At 69.8% G+C, this 18,398-nt stretch carries 8 protein-coding genes; 3 read left to right on the top strand and 5 right to left on the bottom strand.

Annotated features, from left to right (window positions below):
• Positions 1 to 11,493, top strand: a complete 11,493-nt coding sequence (locus AB0I68_RS14145; protein ID WP_363177526.1) for a type I polyketide synthase — start codon at positions 1 to 3, stop codon at positions 11,491 to 11,493.
• Here the strand turns inward: AB0I68_RS14145 and AB0I68_RS14140 are convergent.
• Complete coding sequence (locus AB0I68_RS14140) at positions 11,480 to 11,602, bottom strand: hypothetical protein (protein WP_363177525.1); 123 nt, start codon at positions 11,600 to 11,602, stop codon at positions 11,480 to 11,482. The two genes, AB0I68_RS14145 and AB0I68_RS14140, sit on opposite strands and share 14 nt — an antisense overlap.
• 71 nt (positions 11,603 to 11,673) lie before the next feature.
• On the opposite strand from AB0I68_RS14140, the gene AB0I68_RS14135 reads away from it, so the two are divergent.
• Entirely contained in the window at positions 11,674 to 11,988 is a 315-nt protein-coding gene (locus AB0I68_RS14135; RefSeq protein WP_363177524.1) for a transposase, read from the top strand.
• Between the two features lie 366 nt (positions 11,989 to 12,354).
• On the opposite strand, the gene AB0I68_RS14130 is transcribed toward AB0I68_RS14135, so the two are convergent.
• A complete protein-coding gene (locus tag AB0I68_RS14130; protein ID WP_363177523.1) occupies positions 12,355 to 12,975 on the bottom strand; it encodes a LuxR C-terminal-related transcriptional regulator in 621 nt (206 codons plus the stop codon).
• Positions 12,976 to 13,273: 298 nt separating this feature from the next.
• The gene (locus AB0I68_RS14125) at positions 13,274 to 13,657 is read right to left on the bottom strand and encodes a hypothetical protein (protein ID WP_363177566.1); all 384 of its coding nucleotides are present in this window, start codon (positions 13,655 to 13,657) and stop codon (positions 13,274 to 13,276) included.
• A gap of 160 nt (positions 13,658 to 13,817) precedes the next feature.
• On the opposite strand from AB0I68_RS14125, the gene AB0I68_RS14120 reads away from it, so the two are divergent.
• Positions 13,818 to 14,108, top strand: a complete 291-nt coding sequence (locus AB0I68_RS14120; RefSeq protein ID WP_363177522.1) for a Tn3 family transposase — start codon at positions 13,818 to 13,820, stop codon at positions 14,106 to 14,108.
• 136 nt (positions 14,109 to 14,244) lie between these two features.
• Here the strand turns inward: AB0I68_RS14120 and AB0I68_RS14115 are convergent, their stop codons facing one another.
• Together AB0I68_RS14115 and AB0I68_RS14110 are read right to left on the bottom strand one after the other, a co-directional pair.
• Positions 14,245 to 16,272 (bottom strand): ATP-dependent DNA helicase, encoded by a 2,028-nt coding sequence (locus tag AB0I68_RS14115; RefSeq protein ID WP_363177521.1) that lies wholly within the window; start codon positions 16,270 to 16,272, stop codon positions 14,245 to 14,247.
• A 458-nt stretch (positions 16,273 to 16,730) separates the two neighbouring features.
• Positions 16,731 to 18,323, bottom strand: coding sequence for an MFS transporter (locus AB0I68_RS14110; RefSeq protein WP_363177520.1), 1,593 nt, complete (start codon positions 18,321 to 18,323; stop codon positions 16,731 to 16,733).
• Between the last annotated feature and the right edge of the window lie 75 nt (positions 18,324 to 18,398).

Raw genomic sequence — 18,398 nt, 5'->3', positions numbered from 1 at the left:
ATGAACAACGAGCAGAAACTTCGCGACTACCTCAAGCGGGCAACGGTCGACCTGCGGGAGAGCCGTCAGCGTGTGCAGGACCTGGAGGAGCGCGCACACGAGCCGATCGCGATCGTGGGCATGGCGTGCCGGCTCCCGGGCGGTATCGCCTCCCCGGACGACCTGTGGGACCTGCTGAGCGCCGAGCGTGACGCGGTCGGCCCCTTCCCGGAGGGCCGCGGCTGGGACCTGGAGAACCTGTACCACCCAGACCCCGACCACCTCGGGACCTCGTACGCCCGCGAAGGCGGCTTCCTGTACGAGGCGGACCGGTTTGACGCCGAGTTCTTCGGCATCAGTCCTCGCGAGGCGGCGGCGATGGATCCCCAGCAGCGGTTGCTGCTGGAGACGGGTTGGGAGGCCTTCGAACACGCAGGCATCGCCCCGACCGCGCTGAGGGGCACCCGTACCGGGGTGTACATGGGCGTCATGTACGACGACTACGGCTCCCGGATCCCCCAGGCGCCCGAGGACTTCGAGGGCTACCTGCTGACCGGAAGCGCGGGCAGCGTCGCGTCGGGTCGTCTGTCCTACACCTTCGGCTTGGAGGGGCCGGCGGTGACGGTCGACACCGCGTGTTCCTCCTCGCTCGTCGCGCTTCACCTTGCCGCTCAGTCGCTGCGCCAGGGTGAGTGCTCGATGGCGCTTGCCGGCGGTGTGACGGTGATGGCGACACCGGGCACGTACGTGGAGTTCTCCCGGCAGCGCGGGTTGTCGCCGGACGGGCGGTGCAAGGCGTTCTCGTCGTCGGCGGACGGCACGGGCTGGGCCGAGGGCGTGGGCGTGCTGGTCCTGGAGCGGCTGTCGGACGCCGAGCGCAGCGGGCACCGGGTGCTGGCGGTGATCCGTGGTTCCGCGGTGAACCAGGACGGTGCGAGCAGCCAGCTGACGGCGCCGAATGGGCCTGCGCAGGAGCGGGTCATCCGCGCCGCGCTGGCCAACGCGCGGCTGTCGGCGTCCGAGGTGGATGTCGTGGAGGCGCACGGTACGGGTACGCGGCTGGGCGATCCGATCGAGGCGCAGGCGCTGGTGTCTGCTTACGGCCAGGCCCGGGGGGACGACAACCCGTTGTGGCTGGGTTCCCTCAAGTCGAACATTGGTCACACGCAGGCCGCGGCGGGTGTCGCGGGCGTGATCAAGATGGTCATGGCGATGCGCAAGGGGGTCATGCCCTCGACCCTGCACGTGGACGAGCCGACCCCCGAGGTCGACTGGTCGGCGGGCACGGTGAAGCTGCTGACGCAGGCTCAGCAGTGGCCGGAGCTCGATCGTCTGCGTCGTACGGGCGTGTCCTCCTTCGGGATCAGCGGGACCAACGCCCACGTGATCCTCGAAGAGGCGCCGCGCGAGCCCGCTGCCGATCCGGTGACAGGACCGGATGCTGCTGTACGACAGTCGGAGTCGGGCCCCGCGACGCTGCCGGCACCGTGGTTGCTCTCGGCCAAGTCGGAGACCGCGCTCCGGGCACAGGCGAGCCGGCTGCTGGCCTGGCTCGCCGACCACCCCGAGGCGGATGACGCCGATGTCGCTGCCGTCCTGACCGCTGGGCGCGCCCAGCTGGGCCGGCGCGGCGCGGTGCTCGGCGCCGACCGGGCCGGTCTGCTCGCCGGCCTCACGGCCCTGGCCGCGGGTTCGGCATCCCCGCATGTCGTATCAGGTGCGGCCGCCACCGGCGAGACGGCCTTCCTGTTCACCGGTCAGGGCGCGCAACGTGTCGGCATGGGCGCAGGGTTGGCCGCCGCGTTCCCCGTGTTCGCCGCCGCCCTCGACGAGGTGTGCGCGGAATTCGACGCCCTGCTGGGGGTATCGCTGCGCGAGGTCATGTTCGGCGAGACCGGGGGTGCCGGGAACGGCGCCGACGACACCGAGCGCAAGGCCCTGCTTGACCGGACGGAATTCACGCAGCCCGCGCTGTTCGCGTTCGAGGTGGCGCTGTACCGCCTCCTGGAGTCGTTCGGCGTGACCCCGGACGTGGTGGTCGGGCATTCGATCGGTGAGCTGGCCGCGGCCCATGTGGCCGAGGTGTGGTCGCTGGCCGACGCGTGCCGGCTCGTTGCCGCCCGTGGTCGGTTGATGGGCGCGCTGCCGACCGACGGAGCGATGCTCGCCGCCGCGGTGTCGCAGGAGCGGGCGCTGGAACTGCTCGCGGCCGGGACGGTCTCGCTGGCGGCCGTGAACGGGCCCGCGGCGGTGGTGTTCTCGGGCGAGACGGCGGCGATCGTCGCACTGGAGGACCAGCTGGTCCACGAGGGTGTGAAGACGACCCGGCTGACGGTCAGCCACGCCTTCCACTCGGCGTTGATGGAGCCGATGCTCGCCGAGTACGAGCAGGTCGCCCGATCGGTGGAGTACCGGGCGCCCCGCATGGGCGTGTGCTCCACGGTGTCCGGAGAGCCCGCCGGTCCCGAACTGCTGACGCCGCAGTACTGGGTGCGGCAGGTGCGCGAGGCCGTGCGGTTCGCCCCGGCGGTGCAGTCGCTCGTCGACTCCGGCGTGCGCCGGTTCGTCGAGGTGGGTCCGGACGCGGTGCTGGCGGCGCTGACCCGCCAGACACTGAACGACGAGGTGGCGTCCCGCTCGCTGGTCGCGGCGGCGTCACGGCGCAGCGTCGATGAGGTCGACCAGTTCCTGCGGTTGCTCGCCGCCGCCCATTGCTCGGGCATGACCGTCGACTGGGCGCCGCTGTCACCAGGAAGGCCGGTCACCCACCTCGACCTGCCCGTCTACGCCTTCCAGCAGCGCCGGTACTGGGTGCAGCCCGACGACGACGCGCTCGGTGACATGGGCCGCGCCGGTCTCTCCACGCTCGACCATCCGATGCTGCGCGTCGCCGCGCCGCTCGCCGGTCGCGACGAATGGCTGTTCAGCGGCAGGCTCTCCACCACCGACCAGCCGTGGATCGCCGACCACACGGCCTTCGGAGCAGTGCTCCTGCCCGGCACCGGGTTCGTGGATCTCGCGCTGGCCGCGGGTCGCCGCCTGGAACTGCCCGTCGTGGACGAACTCGTCCTGGCGACGCCGCTGCTGTTCGACGGTGACGCTGCCGTGGACGTGCAGCTCTCGGTGACCGAGCCCGACCACACCGGCCGTCGACGCCTGTCGATCCACTCGCGTGCCGTCACCGGCACCGAGGGGACCCACCCCGGCGAGCCGGACTGGACGCTGCACGCCACCGGCACCCTCGCCCCCGCCGACGGCGTGACACCGGCCTGGACCGACCCCGACTGGCCGCCGGCCGACGGCACGCCGATCGACGGAACGCGTCTGTACGACCGGCTCGCCGACCTGGGATTCGGCTACGGCCCGGGCTTCCAGGGCGTGCGCGCCGCCTGGACCAGTGGCGACGAGGTGTTCGCCGAGGTGGCACTGGACGAGGCGACAGCGGGCCGGGCGGCGGGCTTCGGGGTGCATCCGGCGCTCCTGGACGCGTCCTTCCACGCTGCCATCGACGTGCTCGCCGAGGACCTGCCCGACGGCAGGCTGCCGCTTCCGTTCTCCTTCAACGGCGTCCGTGTGTACCGGGCCGGCGCCACCGCGGTCCGCGCCCGCATCATCCGTTCGGGTCCCGAGAAGGTGCGCATCGACGCCTGCGACGCCACCGGCGCCGCGGTGCTGTCGATCGACGCCGTGCTCGCCCGCCCCGCGGACGCGACCGCTCTCGCCGGTACCCGCAGCCCGCTCTACGCCGTCGACTGGGCGCCGGTGACGGCGCCTGCGGTGCCGGACCGGCAGCTGGTCGCACTGGGCCGACCCGTCGCAGGCTGCGCCGAGACGTTCGAGGACGTCGCGGCGTTCGCGACAGGCGGGGGCCACACCGGCGCGGCTGTCGTCTGGTCGCACGAAACGGTGTCGGCGGACGGCGACGACGTCCCCGCGACCATCCGCACCGCCGTGCACAACGCCCTCGCGGTGCTGCGCGACTGGCTCACCGAGCCGGGCTGCGCCGACTCGACGCTGATCGTGCTGACCCGCAATGGAGCGGGTCTGCCCGGTGAGGCGCCGGCCCCCGCGGCAGCGGCCGTCCGCGGCCTGGTACGCAGTGCGCAATCGGAATACCCCGGGCGCATCGTGCAGGTCGACCTCGACGACAACGACCTCGCGGACCTGCACCAGCGGATCGCCGCCGCGGTCGCCGCGGACGAACCACAGCTCGCGGTCCGCGGCGGCGCCACGCTGGCGCCGCGGCTGATGCGTGCGACCCCCCTCGAACCGGCCGGCGGGCACTTCGGTGACGGCACGGTCCTGATCACCGGCGGCGCAGGCGGACTGGGCGCCGTTACCGCACGCCACCTGGTCACCCGGCACGGGGTGCGCAGCCTGTTGCTCGTCTCGCGCCGCGGCCTCGCCGCGCCGGGTGCCGAGGAGCTGGTCACCGAGCTGACCGCGCTGGGCGCCGACGTACGCGTTGCCGCGTGCGACGTCAGCGATCGCGCCGCGGTCGCGGCGCTGCTGGAATCCGTACCGGCGCACGAACCGGTGACCGCCGTCGTGCACACCGCGGGCGTGGCCGACGACGGCACCATCGAAACCCTGACCGCCGAGCAGGTGGACCGGGTGCTCGCCCCGAAGGCCGATGCCGCCTGGCACCTGCACGAGCTCACCCGCGACATGGACCTGTCGGCGTTCGTGCTGTTCTCCTCCGCCGGGCCGCTGCTCGGTGGGCAGGGCCAGGGCAACTACGCGGCCGCGAACGCGGCGATGGATGCGCTCGCCCAGGCGCGCCGCAGCGCCGGTCTGCCCGCGCACTCGCTGGCCTGGGGCCTGTGGAAGCTCGGCATGGCCGAGGCGTTGAACGACCCGGGTGCCGAACATCTGGTGCGTCAGATCCGCACGCGTCTCGGTTTGTCCCCGATCGAGCCGGACACGGGCATGCAGATGTTCGACAATGCGTTGACCACCGGCGAACCGGTGCTGATGACCGCGCTGCTCGACACACCCGCCCTCACCGCGCTGGGCCGGCTCGGCACGCTGCCTGCGCTGCTGCGCGGGCTGATTCACGTACCGTCGCGCGGCCAGATCGCCGACAGCCCGCTGCGCCAGCGGTTGCTCGACGCCCCCGCCGATCAGTGGGAGGCGCTGATCCGCAACGAGGTCCGCGCGATCGCCGCCGGGGTCCTCGGCCACGAGTCGGCCGACGCCATCGACCCCGAAACACCCTTCTCAGGTCTGGGCTTCGACTCGCTCGGCGGAGTCGAGTTCCGCAACCGGGTGACCGCCGCCACCGGTGTACAGCTTCCGTCCACGCTGGTGTTCGACTATCCGACCGCCGCCGCCGTCGCGGGCTTCCTGCGTACCCGGGTCGACGCCGCGGCGCCGACGCGACCGCGCCCCGCCTCGACCAGTGCCAGGGGCAGGGCCAGGGCCGACGAGCCGATCGCGATCGTCGGCATGAGCTGCCGGTATCCCGGCGGCGTCGAGAATCCCGACCAGCTCTGGGAACTGATCGCCGGGCGCGTCGACGCGATCGCCCCGATCCCGGGCGACCGCGGCTGGGACCTCGACCGCCTGTACGACGCCGACCCCGGCAAACCCGGCAAGATCTACACCCGAGAAGGCGGATTCCTGCATGCCGCAGGTGATTTCGATGCCGCCTTCTTCGGAATCGGGCCCCGCGAGGCAGCGGCGATGGACCCGCAGCAGCGGTTGATGCTCGAGGCGTCCTGGGAAGCGCTCGAAGACGCCGGTATCGATCCGACCTCACTGCGGGGCAGCGATACCGGGATGTACGCGGGCGTCATGTACCAGGACTACGGCTACTCGGCGCGCGATGCCGCCGGCGGTGCCGCGGAAGGCTACCTGGCGACCGGAGCGGCCGGCAGCGTCGTCTCCGGCCGGGTGTCCTACGCCCTCGGTCTGGAAGGACCCGCGGTGACGGTGGACACGGCATGCTCGTCGTCGCTGGTGGCCCTGCACGTGGCGGCGCAGGCACTGCGCGCCGGGGAGACGTCGCTGGCCCTGGTCGGCGGAGTGACGGTCATGTCGACCCCGCTGCTGTTCGTGGAGTTCTCCCGGCAGCGGGCGCTGTCACCGGACGGGCGCTGCAAGCCGTTCTCGAATGCTGCGGACGGTGTCTCGTGGGCCGAGGGCGTCGGCGTGCTCGCCCTCGAGCGGCTGTCCGACGCACAGCGCAACGGGCGCCCGGTGCTGGCCGTGATCCGCGGTAGCGCAATCAATCAGGACGGTGCGAGCAACGGCTTGACCGCACCGAACGGTCCGTCCCAGGAGCGGGTGATCGCGCAGGCACTGGTCAACGCAGGCGTGGCCGCGGCCGAGGTGGACGCGGTGGAGGCGCACGGCACCGGCACCATGCTGGGTGACCCGATCGAGGCGCAGGCGCTGATCAACGCCTACGGACAGGACCGCGCCGAGCCGCTGCGGATCGGGTCGTTGAAGTCGAACATCGGGCACACGCAGGCGGCTGCCGGTGTCGGCGGTGTGATCAAGATGGTGCAGGCGCTGCGGCACGAGGTATTGCCGCCCACCTTGCATGTTGACGCGCCGTCGCAGCACGTGGAGTGGTCGGCGGGCGCAGTACGGATCCTGACCGAGGCCGAGCCGTGGCCGGCCGGGGAGCGTCCGCGCCGGGCGGGAGTGTCGTCGTTCGGGCTCAGCGGGACCAACGCGCACGTGATCCTCGAAGAGGCTCCCGCGGTCCCGCCGCGGCCGGTCGATCCACCGCGCCCGGAAGCCTTGCCGTTGCTGCTGTCCGCGCGGACGACCGCCGCGCTGAGGACCCAGGCGCGCCGTCTGTACGACGCGCTGGGCGAACGCCCGGAGCTCGACCTGACCGACGTCGCGGTGACGCTGGCGCTGCACCGCGCGCAGCTCGAGCAGCGCGCCGCCGTCGTGGGCTCGGACCGGGAGACGCTGCTGGCGGCCTTGGCGCGCCTGGCAGCCGGCGAGACAGGACCGGGCATCGCCAACGGCGCTGGTCAGACAGGCACGACAGCGTTCCTGTTCACCGGTCAGGGCGCGCAGCGGATCGGGATGGGCGCTGGACTGTACCGGGCGTTCCCGGCTTTCGCCGCCGCGCTCGACGAGGTGTGCGCGCAATTCGACGCACACCTGGGGCATTCGCTGCGGGACGTGATGTTCGGCGCGCAGCGCACCGGCATCGGGCAGGAGGCGAGTGAGCTCGACGCGCCGGCCGCTGCGAGCGGCGCGACTGCCGAGGCTCTGCTGGACCGCACCGAGTACGCCCAGCCCGCGTTGTTCGCGTTCGAGGTGGCGATGTACCGCCTTGTCGAGTCGTTCGGCGTGACGCCGGATGTGGTGGCAGGGCATTCGATCGGCGAGCTGGCCGCGGCGTACGTGGCCGGTGTGTGGTCGTTGTCGGATGCGTGCAGGCTCGTCGCGGCCCGGGGCCGATTGATGGGGGCGCTGCCGACAGGCGGGAGCATGCTGGCCGCCGCGGTGCCGGAGGGGCGGGCCGTGGAGCTGCTGGCGGCGGTCAATGCCGATCCGGCAGCCGCCGCGGTCTCGCTGGCCGCTGTGAACGCTCCCGATGCGGTGGTCTTCTCCGGAAACACCGAGGCGGTATCGGCGCTCGAGTCGAGGTTGGTGGCCGAGGGCGTCAAGACCAGCAGGCTGCGGGTGAGCCACGCCTTCCACTCCGCCTTGATGGATCCGATGCTGACCGAGTTCGCGGAGATCGCGGCGGGCCTGACATATCACGAGCCGCGAATACCCCTGTGCTCCACGGTTTCCGGCGCGTTTGCCGACGATTCGTTGGGTACGCCCGAGTATTGGGTACGGCAGGTGCGCGAGGCAGTGCGCTTCGCCCCGGCGGTGCAGTCACTGCTCGATTCGGGTGTGCGCCTGTTCGTTGAGCTGGGCCCGGACGCGGTGCTGACGACCATGACCCGCGCCACTCTGGCGACAGACCTCGCAGCGCGCGTATCGGTGGTCGCGGGATCCCGTCGCACAGTCGCCGAACCCGAGCAGCTGGTCGCCGCGCTGGCAACCGCGCACGGTGCGGGCAGGCCGGTGCGGTGGGCGGACTACTTCGGAGCTCGACCGCAGGCACGGATCACGTTGCCCACCTATCCCTTCCAGCACGAACGATTCTGGCTGCTGCCCGCAGAGGCCGCTGCGCCGCTCGCCGGTGCCGACTCCGTCGGTCATCCGCTGCTGCACGCCCAGGTGCAGCTCGCCGGCAAGGACGAGTGGCTGTTCACCGGCAGGCTCTCGCTGCGCACGCACCCATGGCTCGCCGACCACGCCGTCTTCGGCACGGTCCTGATGCCGGGTACGGGATTCGTGGAACTGGCTCTGGCCGCCGGTGCCCGGATCGGCGTGCCGCGCCTGGCGGAACTGGTGCTCGCGGCGCCGCTGGTTCTGACGCCCGATGGTGGCGCGGACATTCAGCTCGCTGTGGGCGAACCCGACGCCGACGGGCACCGGACCGTGGCCATCCACGCCCGCGCCGCCGACGCCTGGGTGCTGCATGCCCGTGGCCTGCTCACGCCCGCCGCGCCGGCCGTGGCGCCGGACTGGTCCCAGGCGTGGCCTCCGGCTGCGGGCGATGCGGTTGACGGGCAGCAGGTGTACCGCGCACTCGGCGACCTCGGCTTCGGGTACGGCCCGGTGTTCCAGGGTGTTCGCGCCGCGTGGTCGCGTGGGGAGGAAGTGTTCGCCGACCTGGCGCTCGACACCGACACCGCAGCGCGCGCCACCGCCTTCGGACTGCATCCGGCACTGCTGGACGCGGTGTTCCACGCGGCTGTCGGCCCTCTCGCCGAGGGCGGGCCCGACGGCCGGGTGCCACTGCCCTTCGCCTTCGACGGCGTCCAGCTGGCACAGTCCGGCGCGGGTGCCTTGCGCGTCCGCATCGCCCGCACCGCACCGAACACCGTGTGCGTGGAGGCGGTCGACGCGACCGGTGCCCTCGTGCTGAGCATGGAGTCGGTGCGGGCCCGCCCGATCGGGCAGCAGGAGCTGGCCCGGCTGCGCGGCGCGGCACCGCTGTTCGACCTCGAGTGGGTCGCCGTGCCTGCCGCCTCCGAGGCGGACGCCGGACGCGTCGTCGTGCTCGGCGACCCGGCGACCGTCGAGGCCCCCGAGCCCCCGACACGCTGTGCCGATCTCGCGGAACTCGCTGTGCTGCGGGATGCTCCCGACACGGTGGTGTGGTCGGCGCCCCGCGGAACCGGTGCCGACGCGGCGGACGTACACGCCGGCGTGCTGACGACGCTGGCACTGTTGCAGGGCTGGATGGGCGACGAACGCCCCGGCCGGCTCGCGATCGTGACGCGCACGGCCGCCGGACTGCCCGGCGAGGAACCCGACCTGGTCGGCGCCGCCGTGGCGGGCCTGGTGCGCAGCGCACAGTCCGAGCACCCGGGCCGGTTCCTGCTCATCGACCACGACCGCGACGTCCTGCCGATCAAGTCGCTCGCCGGTGCCGTGGCCCAGGACGAACCGCACGTGGCCGTTCGCGGGGGTCGGCTCCTGGCACCGCGACTGCAGCCGCTGCCCGCCACCGAACCGGGCGTGGCCCCGTCGTTCGACCAGGGCACGGTGCTCATCACCGGCGGCACCGGCGGCATCGGCGCGATCGTCGCCCGGCACCTGGTCGCAGCGCACGGCGCACGACGACTGCTGCTGACATCGCGGCGCGGTGCCGCCGCGGACGGCGCCGCCGAACTGGTCGCCGAGCTGACCGACCTCGGCGCCCGCGTACGGGTCGTGGCATGCGACGTCACCGAACGCAGTGCCGTCCAAGCCCTGCTGGCCGACATCGACACCGACGCCCCGCTGACCGCCGTCATCCATGCGGCGGGCGTCCTGGACGACGGCACGATCGACACCCTCACCACCGCGCAGACGACACGGGTCCTGGCACCGAAGGTCGATGCGGCACTGCACCTGCACGAGCTGACCCGCGACCTGGATCTGTCGGCGTTCGTGCTGTTCTCGTCCGCGGCGCCGTTGCTCGGCGGACAAGGACAGGGCAACTACGCCGCCGCGAACAGCGCGCTGGACGCGCTGGCACGCGTGCGGCGCAGCGCGGGCCTGCCCGCGCACTCGCTGGCCTGGGGACTGTGGACCGTCGGCATGGCGGGGATACTCAGCGGGGACGGCGCCGAGCAGTACGCCCGCCAGATCCGGGCCAGGCTGGGCCTGATCCCGATCGACCCGGATTCCGGGATGGCGCTGTTCGACAACGCACTCGCGACCGACCGGGCGACACCGATGACGGCACTGCTGGACACGGTGGCGCTCACCGACCTGGCGCGCGGCGGCACACTGCCCGCGGTACTGCGCGGCATGATCCGGGTTCCCCAGGCCGCCGCGAGTGCCGGTGTCAGCCTTGCGCGGCAGCTGGCCGCACTGTCCGACGCCGACCGCGACGCCGTGATCCTGCGAGAGGTGCGCAACGCCGCCTCGGCGGTCCTCGGCCACCTGTCCGGCGACGCGATCGACCCGCACGCGCCGTTCACCGAGCTCGGTTTCGACTCCCTCGGTGCCGTCGAATTCCGGAACCGGCTCGCACAGCTGACCGGGCTGGCGTTGCCGTCGACGCTGGTCTTCGACCACCCGACCGCCGCCGATGTGGCGAAGCTGGTGCTGTCTCGGATCGAGGAATCCGACACGGACGTGGTCGAGCAGGCACCTGCCGGCGTGCGCGGCACGATCACCGACCTGGTGTCGGCGGCGCATCGCCGCGGTGAGCTGGCAGGGGCGATGCCCCTGCTGACCGCGAGCTCGGCTCTGATGACCACGTACTCCGCCGGCGAGGCCGCCGCACAGCGCCCGGCTGCGTCGCAGCTCCTGGCGCGCGGCGCCGCGGCACCGGCGCTGGTCTGCATCCCCTCGTTCCTGGCGGGATCGGGCGCGCACCAGTTCGCCCGCCTGGCTCGCGAACTGGGCGGCGAGCGGCGGGTGAGCGCGTTGCGGCTGCCCGGTGTGCGCGCGGGCGACGACCTGCCGGCGACATGGGCGGCGGCGATCGAGAGCCTCGCCGCGGCCGTCGCGCCGGAACTCGAGCGAGGCCCGGTGGCGCTCATCGGCTACTCGGCCGGTGGTGCGATCGCCCACGCGGTCGCCCGGCGGCTCGAGGACGACGGCGGCGAGCTCGCGGGCGTCGCGATGATCGACACCTACTCCCCGGAAGAGCACGAACTCAACCGCCTCGTGCTCACCGACGCGCTGGGGCAGATCCTGTCCCGGGACAACGCACTGACCCCCGTCGACGACCACGGCCTGGTCTCCATGGGTGGCTATGTGCGCATCTATCCCGAGCGCGAGGCCAAGCCGATCGCCGCGCCGACGCTGAATCTGCGGGCCACCGTGACGCTGAGCAGTTTCGGGGACGTCGACCCCGTCCCCGACTGGCTACACCGTGGACCGGCCGAGTACATCGAGGCAGATCACTTCTCGATCATCGAGGAACAGGTGGGAGAGACCGCCGCGCATCTCCGGCGCTGGCTCGACTCGCTCAGCGGCCATTGATATCCGAACCGTCAGATTGGAGGAACGAGGACACATGGCAGCCCTGGACGAGCCCGGCCGCCCGCGCGGCGCGCTCGGGCGCCTGCGCCGAGCACTCGACGACGTTCACGCGGTCCACCGCTACTTGGGGCACGAGCACGACCCCGCAAGAGCGCCTCGACTTCGAGGAATGCATGAACCATGTGGCGCCGCCGTGGGACTGAGTACAAGGTCGAGGCTGCTCACCGCGTGATCGATTCGGGTCGGACGATCGCGGAGGTCGCCCGCGAGCTGGGCATCGACCCGGGGATGTTGAGCGTCTGGGGCAAAGACGAGCGACGCCGGATCACCGCGGCCGAGGTCCAACGGGGACAGACCCCTGGAGGCCGAGTACGCCGACTCCGACGAGTTCGCCGGGACCGCCGGCGCCCCCTCGCCCCGGCCCGCGCGGTGCGCGGGCCGGGGCGAGGGGGCGGCTGCCGGGCGTATCGGCGTCCGGCTACTACGCGCACGTGAAACCGGCCGTGGCAACGGTATTGACGCCGCGACAGCAGCGCCGGGCCGACCTCGAGGTGAAGATCGCCCAGGTGCACGAGGACTCCCGCGGGACCTGCGGTCGCCGCGGGTCACCGCCGAGCCGCGTGATCAGGGCGAGGCGGTCACTGCGAATACATTCGACGCGTCGTGCGGCAAGCCAACGGGCTCGGCTTCACCGCCCGTTTCGACCCGCTCGGCGTCGGCTGACCTCGGCACCCCGCCGGCCTGAGACCCGCCGGGGCGGCCCAGTCACGCCCACATCTCCCGTCCGCACGCCAATTATCAAGAAGTGCATTTTCGGACTATCCGTGCCGACGGATAGAACTTCGCCAATTGGTCGACACCTCATACAACGAGGAGCCCCGACTCTATGGCCCGAACGACTGCAAGAGTCCGATTTGGGCAGTTGAGCTTGGCCAGAATGATGCCGACCATGCGTTTGACTCCATGTTCAGAGGTACTCAGCGATCGAGCGACTTGTCGGTTACTGAGCCCCTCGGCGATCAGGCGCAGTACCTGGTGTTCACGTGCCGTCAGTGCAATCCTCGACGCGCGCTTCGAGGCGGTGTCATCACCGGCTTGTTCGGGTGCCGTTACGGATCGTCGCACCAGAGTCGCCGACACGTGAAATCGTCCAGCCTCCACGTCTACGATCGCTTCGCGCAGGGTCTCGGGACGGAGATCTGCCCAGTCCAGGAAACCGTTTGCGTGATCGACCCAGGATTTCTCGACAACGTCTGCTGGATCTACCAGGACCAGTACACGTACGTTGTGGATGCGCAGCTTTTCGGCGATCTCGTCAGGTACAGGTTCCAAAGCATTGCTGGATGAAATGATCAGCTGGCCGTTGCGGAATGTCGAGAGATCTTCGATAATCGCGCTGAATTGCACTGTCAACCGGATGTCGAGTGAACGAAGCATTCCCTCGATGCTGTATCGACGCATGTCGTCTTGGATTATCAGCATGATCTGGAGGTTGGTACCGAGGGCGCCGATCGGCCCCGCGATCTCAGTTTGCAGCGGGGATCGTCCAACCCAGGGGGAAGCTCGGCTGTCGCGTCTATCACCACTGCTCGAGATCGGTTGCCACGTCAACCTGTCGTTCACGCTATCCATATCAGCGATCCCCCGTTTTTCCCACGTTAAAATCTCGAAGGTCGGACCCCTGTAGATGAAAGGCCCGACTCCTATAGATGAGCGTGGCACCTAGTTGCGGGAACTGTCCAACCAGAACTAGTGGGTATCGAGCGCAATTCGAGGATCGTCATCGACACGTCGTGCCATTTCGTAATAGATGGCCAGCACGTGGATACAACGCCCAGTGCCATCCGGGCAGGAGCAGTCGACGCCTGCGTCTCCCGGGACATCGGCGCCACCTCGATGCAGGACACCGATGCGTTGCGGCCACGCTGGACAAAAGGCCGCACTGGGCGAGCCGAACCCAGTCCCGCCCCCACGCTGTGCAACCAAAGTCGTCGTCCGCCATATCATCACCATCGTCGAAGTGAATGACGTCGGCGCTGAGCACCAGCACTTTCGGACCATGGTCGGTCTGGAAGCGGCGGACGATGTCGGCCCGCTGTTCCTGATTCAAGCCGCCGTGGAAGAACGGGACAGACACACGGAACTGCTCGCCGAAGTGCCGCACGAGCGGCTTACCGGTCTTCCGGTATTGGGTGAAAATCAGTGTGGGCGAATCAGTTTCGAGGTTGTTGGCCACAATATCGGAGTTGCTGCTGTTCTACTGGCGTGGATCGGCCGGATAAAGCGACGATGGAACTGCGCCTCACAACGGCTGACACAAGGAGGTGGATCGGTCCTGGTGTCCGTGCCCGTGTCCGTGTCCGCGTCAGGAGTTCAACTCTCTGCTCACGACTGCGGCGATCTTCCACAATGCCCTGGACATCTCCGAGATCGTCCGCCAGCTGCTGGAAGAGGGCTGGGAGATCGATCCTGAGGACCTGGCCCATATCTCGCCGTACCTGACCGCGCACATCAAACGGTTCGGCGAGTACAGCACGCACGAACTCGGCATCGAACCCGACGCGTACGACCCGAAGCTCGACGTCGACTTGACCCTGCGCGCGAAGAAGATCTGAACATCGTCGGCTTGGACCGGGCCGCATGATGCCGGGTGCGGCCAGGAGCGGTGAGGCGGCGAGCAGCCCCGTGCGCGCGGGCCGGTGTCTGTACCGCGCCGGGTGCGCCCGCGGCGACGACGCGGGCGCCGAGCCGTCAGGCGGGCTGGGTGGTGATGGTGCAGAGGCGCTTGGTGGCCCGGGTCAGGGCTACGTACAAGTCCCTTTCCCCACCGGGGCGGGTCGTGATGATTTCCTCGGGGTTCATGACGACGACCCCGTCGAATTCCAGGCCGCGTGCTTCGGACGCCGGCACGATGCGTGCGCGGTGAGCGACGCCCTGGGCCGTCAGCTCGCTCACCCTGGTGTCCGCGCAGATCACTCCCAGAAGCTCGCCCGGGTGCGCGGTGCTCTGGGCGCGGAGTTCCTGAACGACGGCGGTGACCAACCCGTCCGCAGGCGTGGTCACGGTGCGAGGGCTCTCACCGCTTCGCAGCGACCGTGTGGGCTTCTGGTCCGGAGCGATCCGCGTGAGCAGGTCCCGGACGCTCTCCAGGATCTCCTGCGTGGTGCGGTAGCTGACGGTCAGGTTGTGCAGTTTGAACCGCGGTCCGACGTGGGGGCTCAGTGCTTCCTTCCAGTCGCGTGCTGTCGCGACCGGGCCTGCCTGGGCGAAGTCACCCACCAGCGTCATGGCCCTTGCCGGGCAGCGGCGGACGATCATCCGCCACTGCATGGCGGTCAGTTCCTGCGCCTCGTCGACGACGACGTGCCCGTACGTCTTCTCGGGGGGGCCGTCGACCAGGCTCGCCGCCTCGTCCAGCAACGGCACATCGGCATCGGTCCACGGGGCGTCCGGACCGCGCAGCAGAAGGGACCGCTCCTGCGCGGTCAGGCGGGGCAGGCGCTCGGCGAGAGCGCCGGCGTTCGTCAGGAGCGCCTTCACGAGGTCACCGGGTACCAGCCGCGGCCACAACACCTCGACCGCTCGGTCGACGCCGGCGTCGTCGAGGAGATCGGCCCGGATGGCGTCCAGGTCCAGCTCGTGGACCGGACCTGAGTCGGCCGCACCTTCGGCACGGCGCTGGGCGACTCCCGTGAACCGGTCGAGGTTGATGCCCGTCATCCTTTCGGCATCGGCGTCGATCTGCTCCAGGAGGTCGCCCATGTCCCGTTGCATCGCGTCGGTGACGGCGTCGACCAAGAGCTCTTTGAACACCTGGCGCGCGGGGTTGTGCCCCAGTACCGCTGCCACGGCGGCGTCGCGTGCCGTGGCCACTTCCTCGCCGGAGAGGCGAACCAGTTCCTGTCCGACCCGCACGGTGAAGTCACCGGCGGGGGCTTGGTGGACGCGCAGCAGGCCGGCCAAGGCGTCGGCGAGGTCGGAGCTGCCCTTGAGACGCGCCGTATCGAACGGGTCCACCGTGTCCGTGGACACACCGGCCAGTTCCCGGCAGGTCGCCAGAACGACGTCGTTCTCTCCGAGCGACGGAAGGACCTGGGAGATGTAGTCGAGGAACCGGGCGTTCGGGCCCACCACCAGGACACCCTCCTCCGCGGCGCGCGGGAACGCGTACAGGACATAGGCCGCCCGGTGCAGGGCGACCACGGTCTTGCCGGTGCCGGGCCCGCCCTGCACCACGGTCACCCCGCGGTGGGCGGAGCGGACGATCTCGTCCTGTTCGGTCTGCAGCGTCGCGACGGCCGCGTGCATCCTGCCCGTACGCCGTGCCGACAGAGCCTCGGTCAACGGGCCGTCCCCCACGACGTCCTCGTCGGTCGGGGCGGTCCCGTCCAGCAGTTCGTCGCTCACCGAGACGACCGTGCGCTCCTCGAGGCGCAGGTGCCGGCGCCGCCGCAGGTCCATCGGGTGGACCGGTGTCGCCTCGTAGAAGGGCCGCGCCGCGTTCGCGCGCCAGTCCACGAGCAGCGGCAGGTCATCCTCCTCCGTATGCAGTCCGATCCGCCCGATGCGCAGGGCCGTGCCGTCCGTCCAGTCGATGCGCCCGAAGACCAGCCCCTTTTCGGCGCCCTCCAGCCGGCCGATTTCCTTGGTCAGACGCTCGGCGGCGATTTCTCTCTCGTATGCCTCACCGGCGCTTTCCGCCGGGGCCTTCAGCACACTCGCCCGGTGTGCTCGCGCCTCGGAAAGCCGCTCGGTGAGCAACTCATACAAGGAGGACACATAATCCCGCTCCGAGTCAACCGCACGCACAGCAGGATCATTCATTTTCGACAACAGGGAGCTCCTTCGATTCGAACCACACCGTACGGTCAAAGTTCCCCAAAGGTAAGTCTTGACTTACTTGGGAAGTCATGGCCCTGTGGCTGAATCCATGACGGATGACCGTATGGCGTACCGTGCATTCCGCCGTTCCGTATATCGCTAATTGCGCTCCAGATGCCCGCCTGCCTTATGGGCGAGCCCGCCCTTGAATACCGGCGATGTTTTGCCGCGCTCGGGAAAGGGGGGAAGATCCGGCGAGGCGACCGGCGCCATCGAGCTCACTGCCAGGGGGCATCTGGTCGCTTCGTCTGGCGACCCGACCGACCGTCTCGACGTCACCAACGGGGGGCAATGGGGGGCGTAGCCGAGCTCCACGTCGTGCACGTTCGCTCCATCGGCCACCATCACGCTGGTGGTCATCGAGGGGTAGCCGCGTCGGCAGCGTCGACCTCGGAGCTGCGGGCCTCTTCGTAGTCCGGCTCCGGTGTCGGACCCTTCTTCTTTCCGACAGCAGGCAAGGTAATCAGCAGCACAGCTGCTCCGAGGAGTGCGATGACCGCGATCCAGCCCGCGCCCACATGCATGGCATGGATAAACGCATTATCGGCAGCCTGAGCGAGAGTGGGCTGGTGGATGGCGGTGGCGACGTGGCGGGCCTGTTCGGCGGAAACTCGCGCCTGATCCTGCACCGGACCGGGTACACCCTCCAGCGAAGGTTCGATCGCACGTCGGTACTCGATCGACATGATCGTGCCGCCTACGGCGATTCCGATCACACTGCCGGTTTGTCGCACGGTGTTGGTGACGGCCGATCCTGCACCGGCCTGCTCCAACGGCAGGTTGCTGATCAATGCGGCCGTAACGGGGCCGATCACCGTGCCGACCGAGAGACCCTGTATCAACAACAGAATCTCGATCCAGACGAGCGGGGTCTGCAGTCCGAGGAACCCGTACCCGCCCATGGTCAGCGCAGCCACGGTGAGCGCCGGCACGGCGACAGGGCGTAGCGACAGGCGGCGAACCAGGCGCGAGCCGAGGGGCGCCCCCGCGAGCGCGCCGAATGCGGTCGGGATATTGGCCAAACCCGCCTTCATCGGCGAAAACCCGAGCGCGCCCTGCAGGTAGAACGCGTTATAGAAGGTGATCGCGGTCACAGCGAAGAGCAGCAACCCGAGCGCCACATTGCCGCCACCGAATGCGCGTTGCGCGAGCAGTCGCGGATCAAAGCTGGGCACCTTGACACGCAGTTCGACGAGTACGAAAACGGCCAGCAGGACCAGACCGACAGCGATCGGCGCCCAGACATCGGTACGACTCCACGCAGCCACCTGCCCCGCCCGGATCAGCCCGTAGGCCAACGCCACGAGCCCACTGATCGACAGCAGCATTCCAGCGGGGTCCAGTGGCCGCAGCGTGGGGCTGCGGAAATTCGGAACCAGCACGGCGAGCCCGACCAACGCCAATACCGCGACCGGGACATTGATCAGAAAGACCGAGCCCCACCAGAAATGATCGAGCAGGGACCCCGCCAGCACCGGGCCGGCAGCCATTCCGACACCGGCCGACGTCGAGAAAATGCCGATCGCGGCAGCCCGCGCGGGGCCGGTAAAGGTCCACATGAGGATGGCCAACATGGCGGGCGTGATCAGCGCGCTGCCCACGCCCATCGCAGCTCGAGCTGCAATCAGCTGGCCCGCATCGCTTGCGTACGCCGCCCACAGCGAGGACCCGGCGAAGATCACCAACCCACTGGAAAACACAGTCCGGTGACCGAAGCGATCGCCCAATGTGCCTGCCGTGAACATCAGTGTGGCGAAGGCCAGAGTGTACGAGCCGGTCGCCCATTGCAGCTGACCGGGATTGGCCCCCAGTCCACGGACAGGGTCTGCAAGGGTCTCCAGCGTGGTGCTCAGGACGGTATTGTCCAGCCAAATCAGCAGCGAACACGACATAAGAACGGCAAGAATTAACTGCTGCCTGAACTTCGGCAACGTTGGAGGTGTGGTCATGAATACCTTCGATATCGATCGGCGAGGACCTGAACGACTGGACCATAAGCAAACTCCACGGCGCTGTCAAGCTTA

It is taken from the genome of Streptomyces sp. NPDC050448, assembly GCF_040655295.1.
Lineage (GTDB): Bacteria > Actinomycetota > Actinomycetes > Streptomycetales > Streptomycetaceae > Streptomyces.
This window is presented reverse-complemented; position numbering and strand designations above follow the sequence as displayed.

Coding starts and splice junctions, on each gene's coding strand:
- AB0I68_RS14145 (WP_363177526.1), top strand. CDS start 1: ATGAACAACGAGCAGAAACTTCGCGACTACCTCAAGCGGGCAACGGTC.
- AB0I68_RS14135 (WP_363177524.1), top strand. CDS start 11,674: ATGTGGCGCCGCCGTGGGACTGAGTACAAGGTCGAGGCTGCTCACCGC.
- AB0I68_RS14130 (WP_363177523.1), bottom strand. CDS start 12,975: ATGCTGATAATCCAAGACGACATGCGTCGATACAGCATCGAGGGAATG.
- AB0I68_RS14110 (WP_363177520.1), bottom strand. CDS start 18,323: ATGACCACACCTCCAACGTTGCCGAAGTTCAGGCAGCAGTTAATTCTT.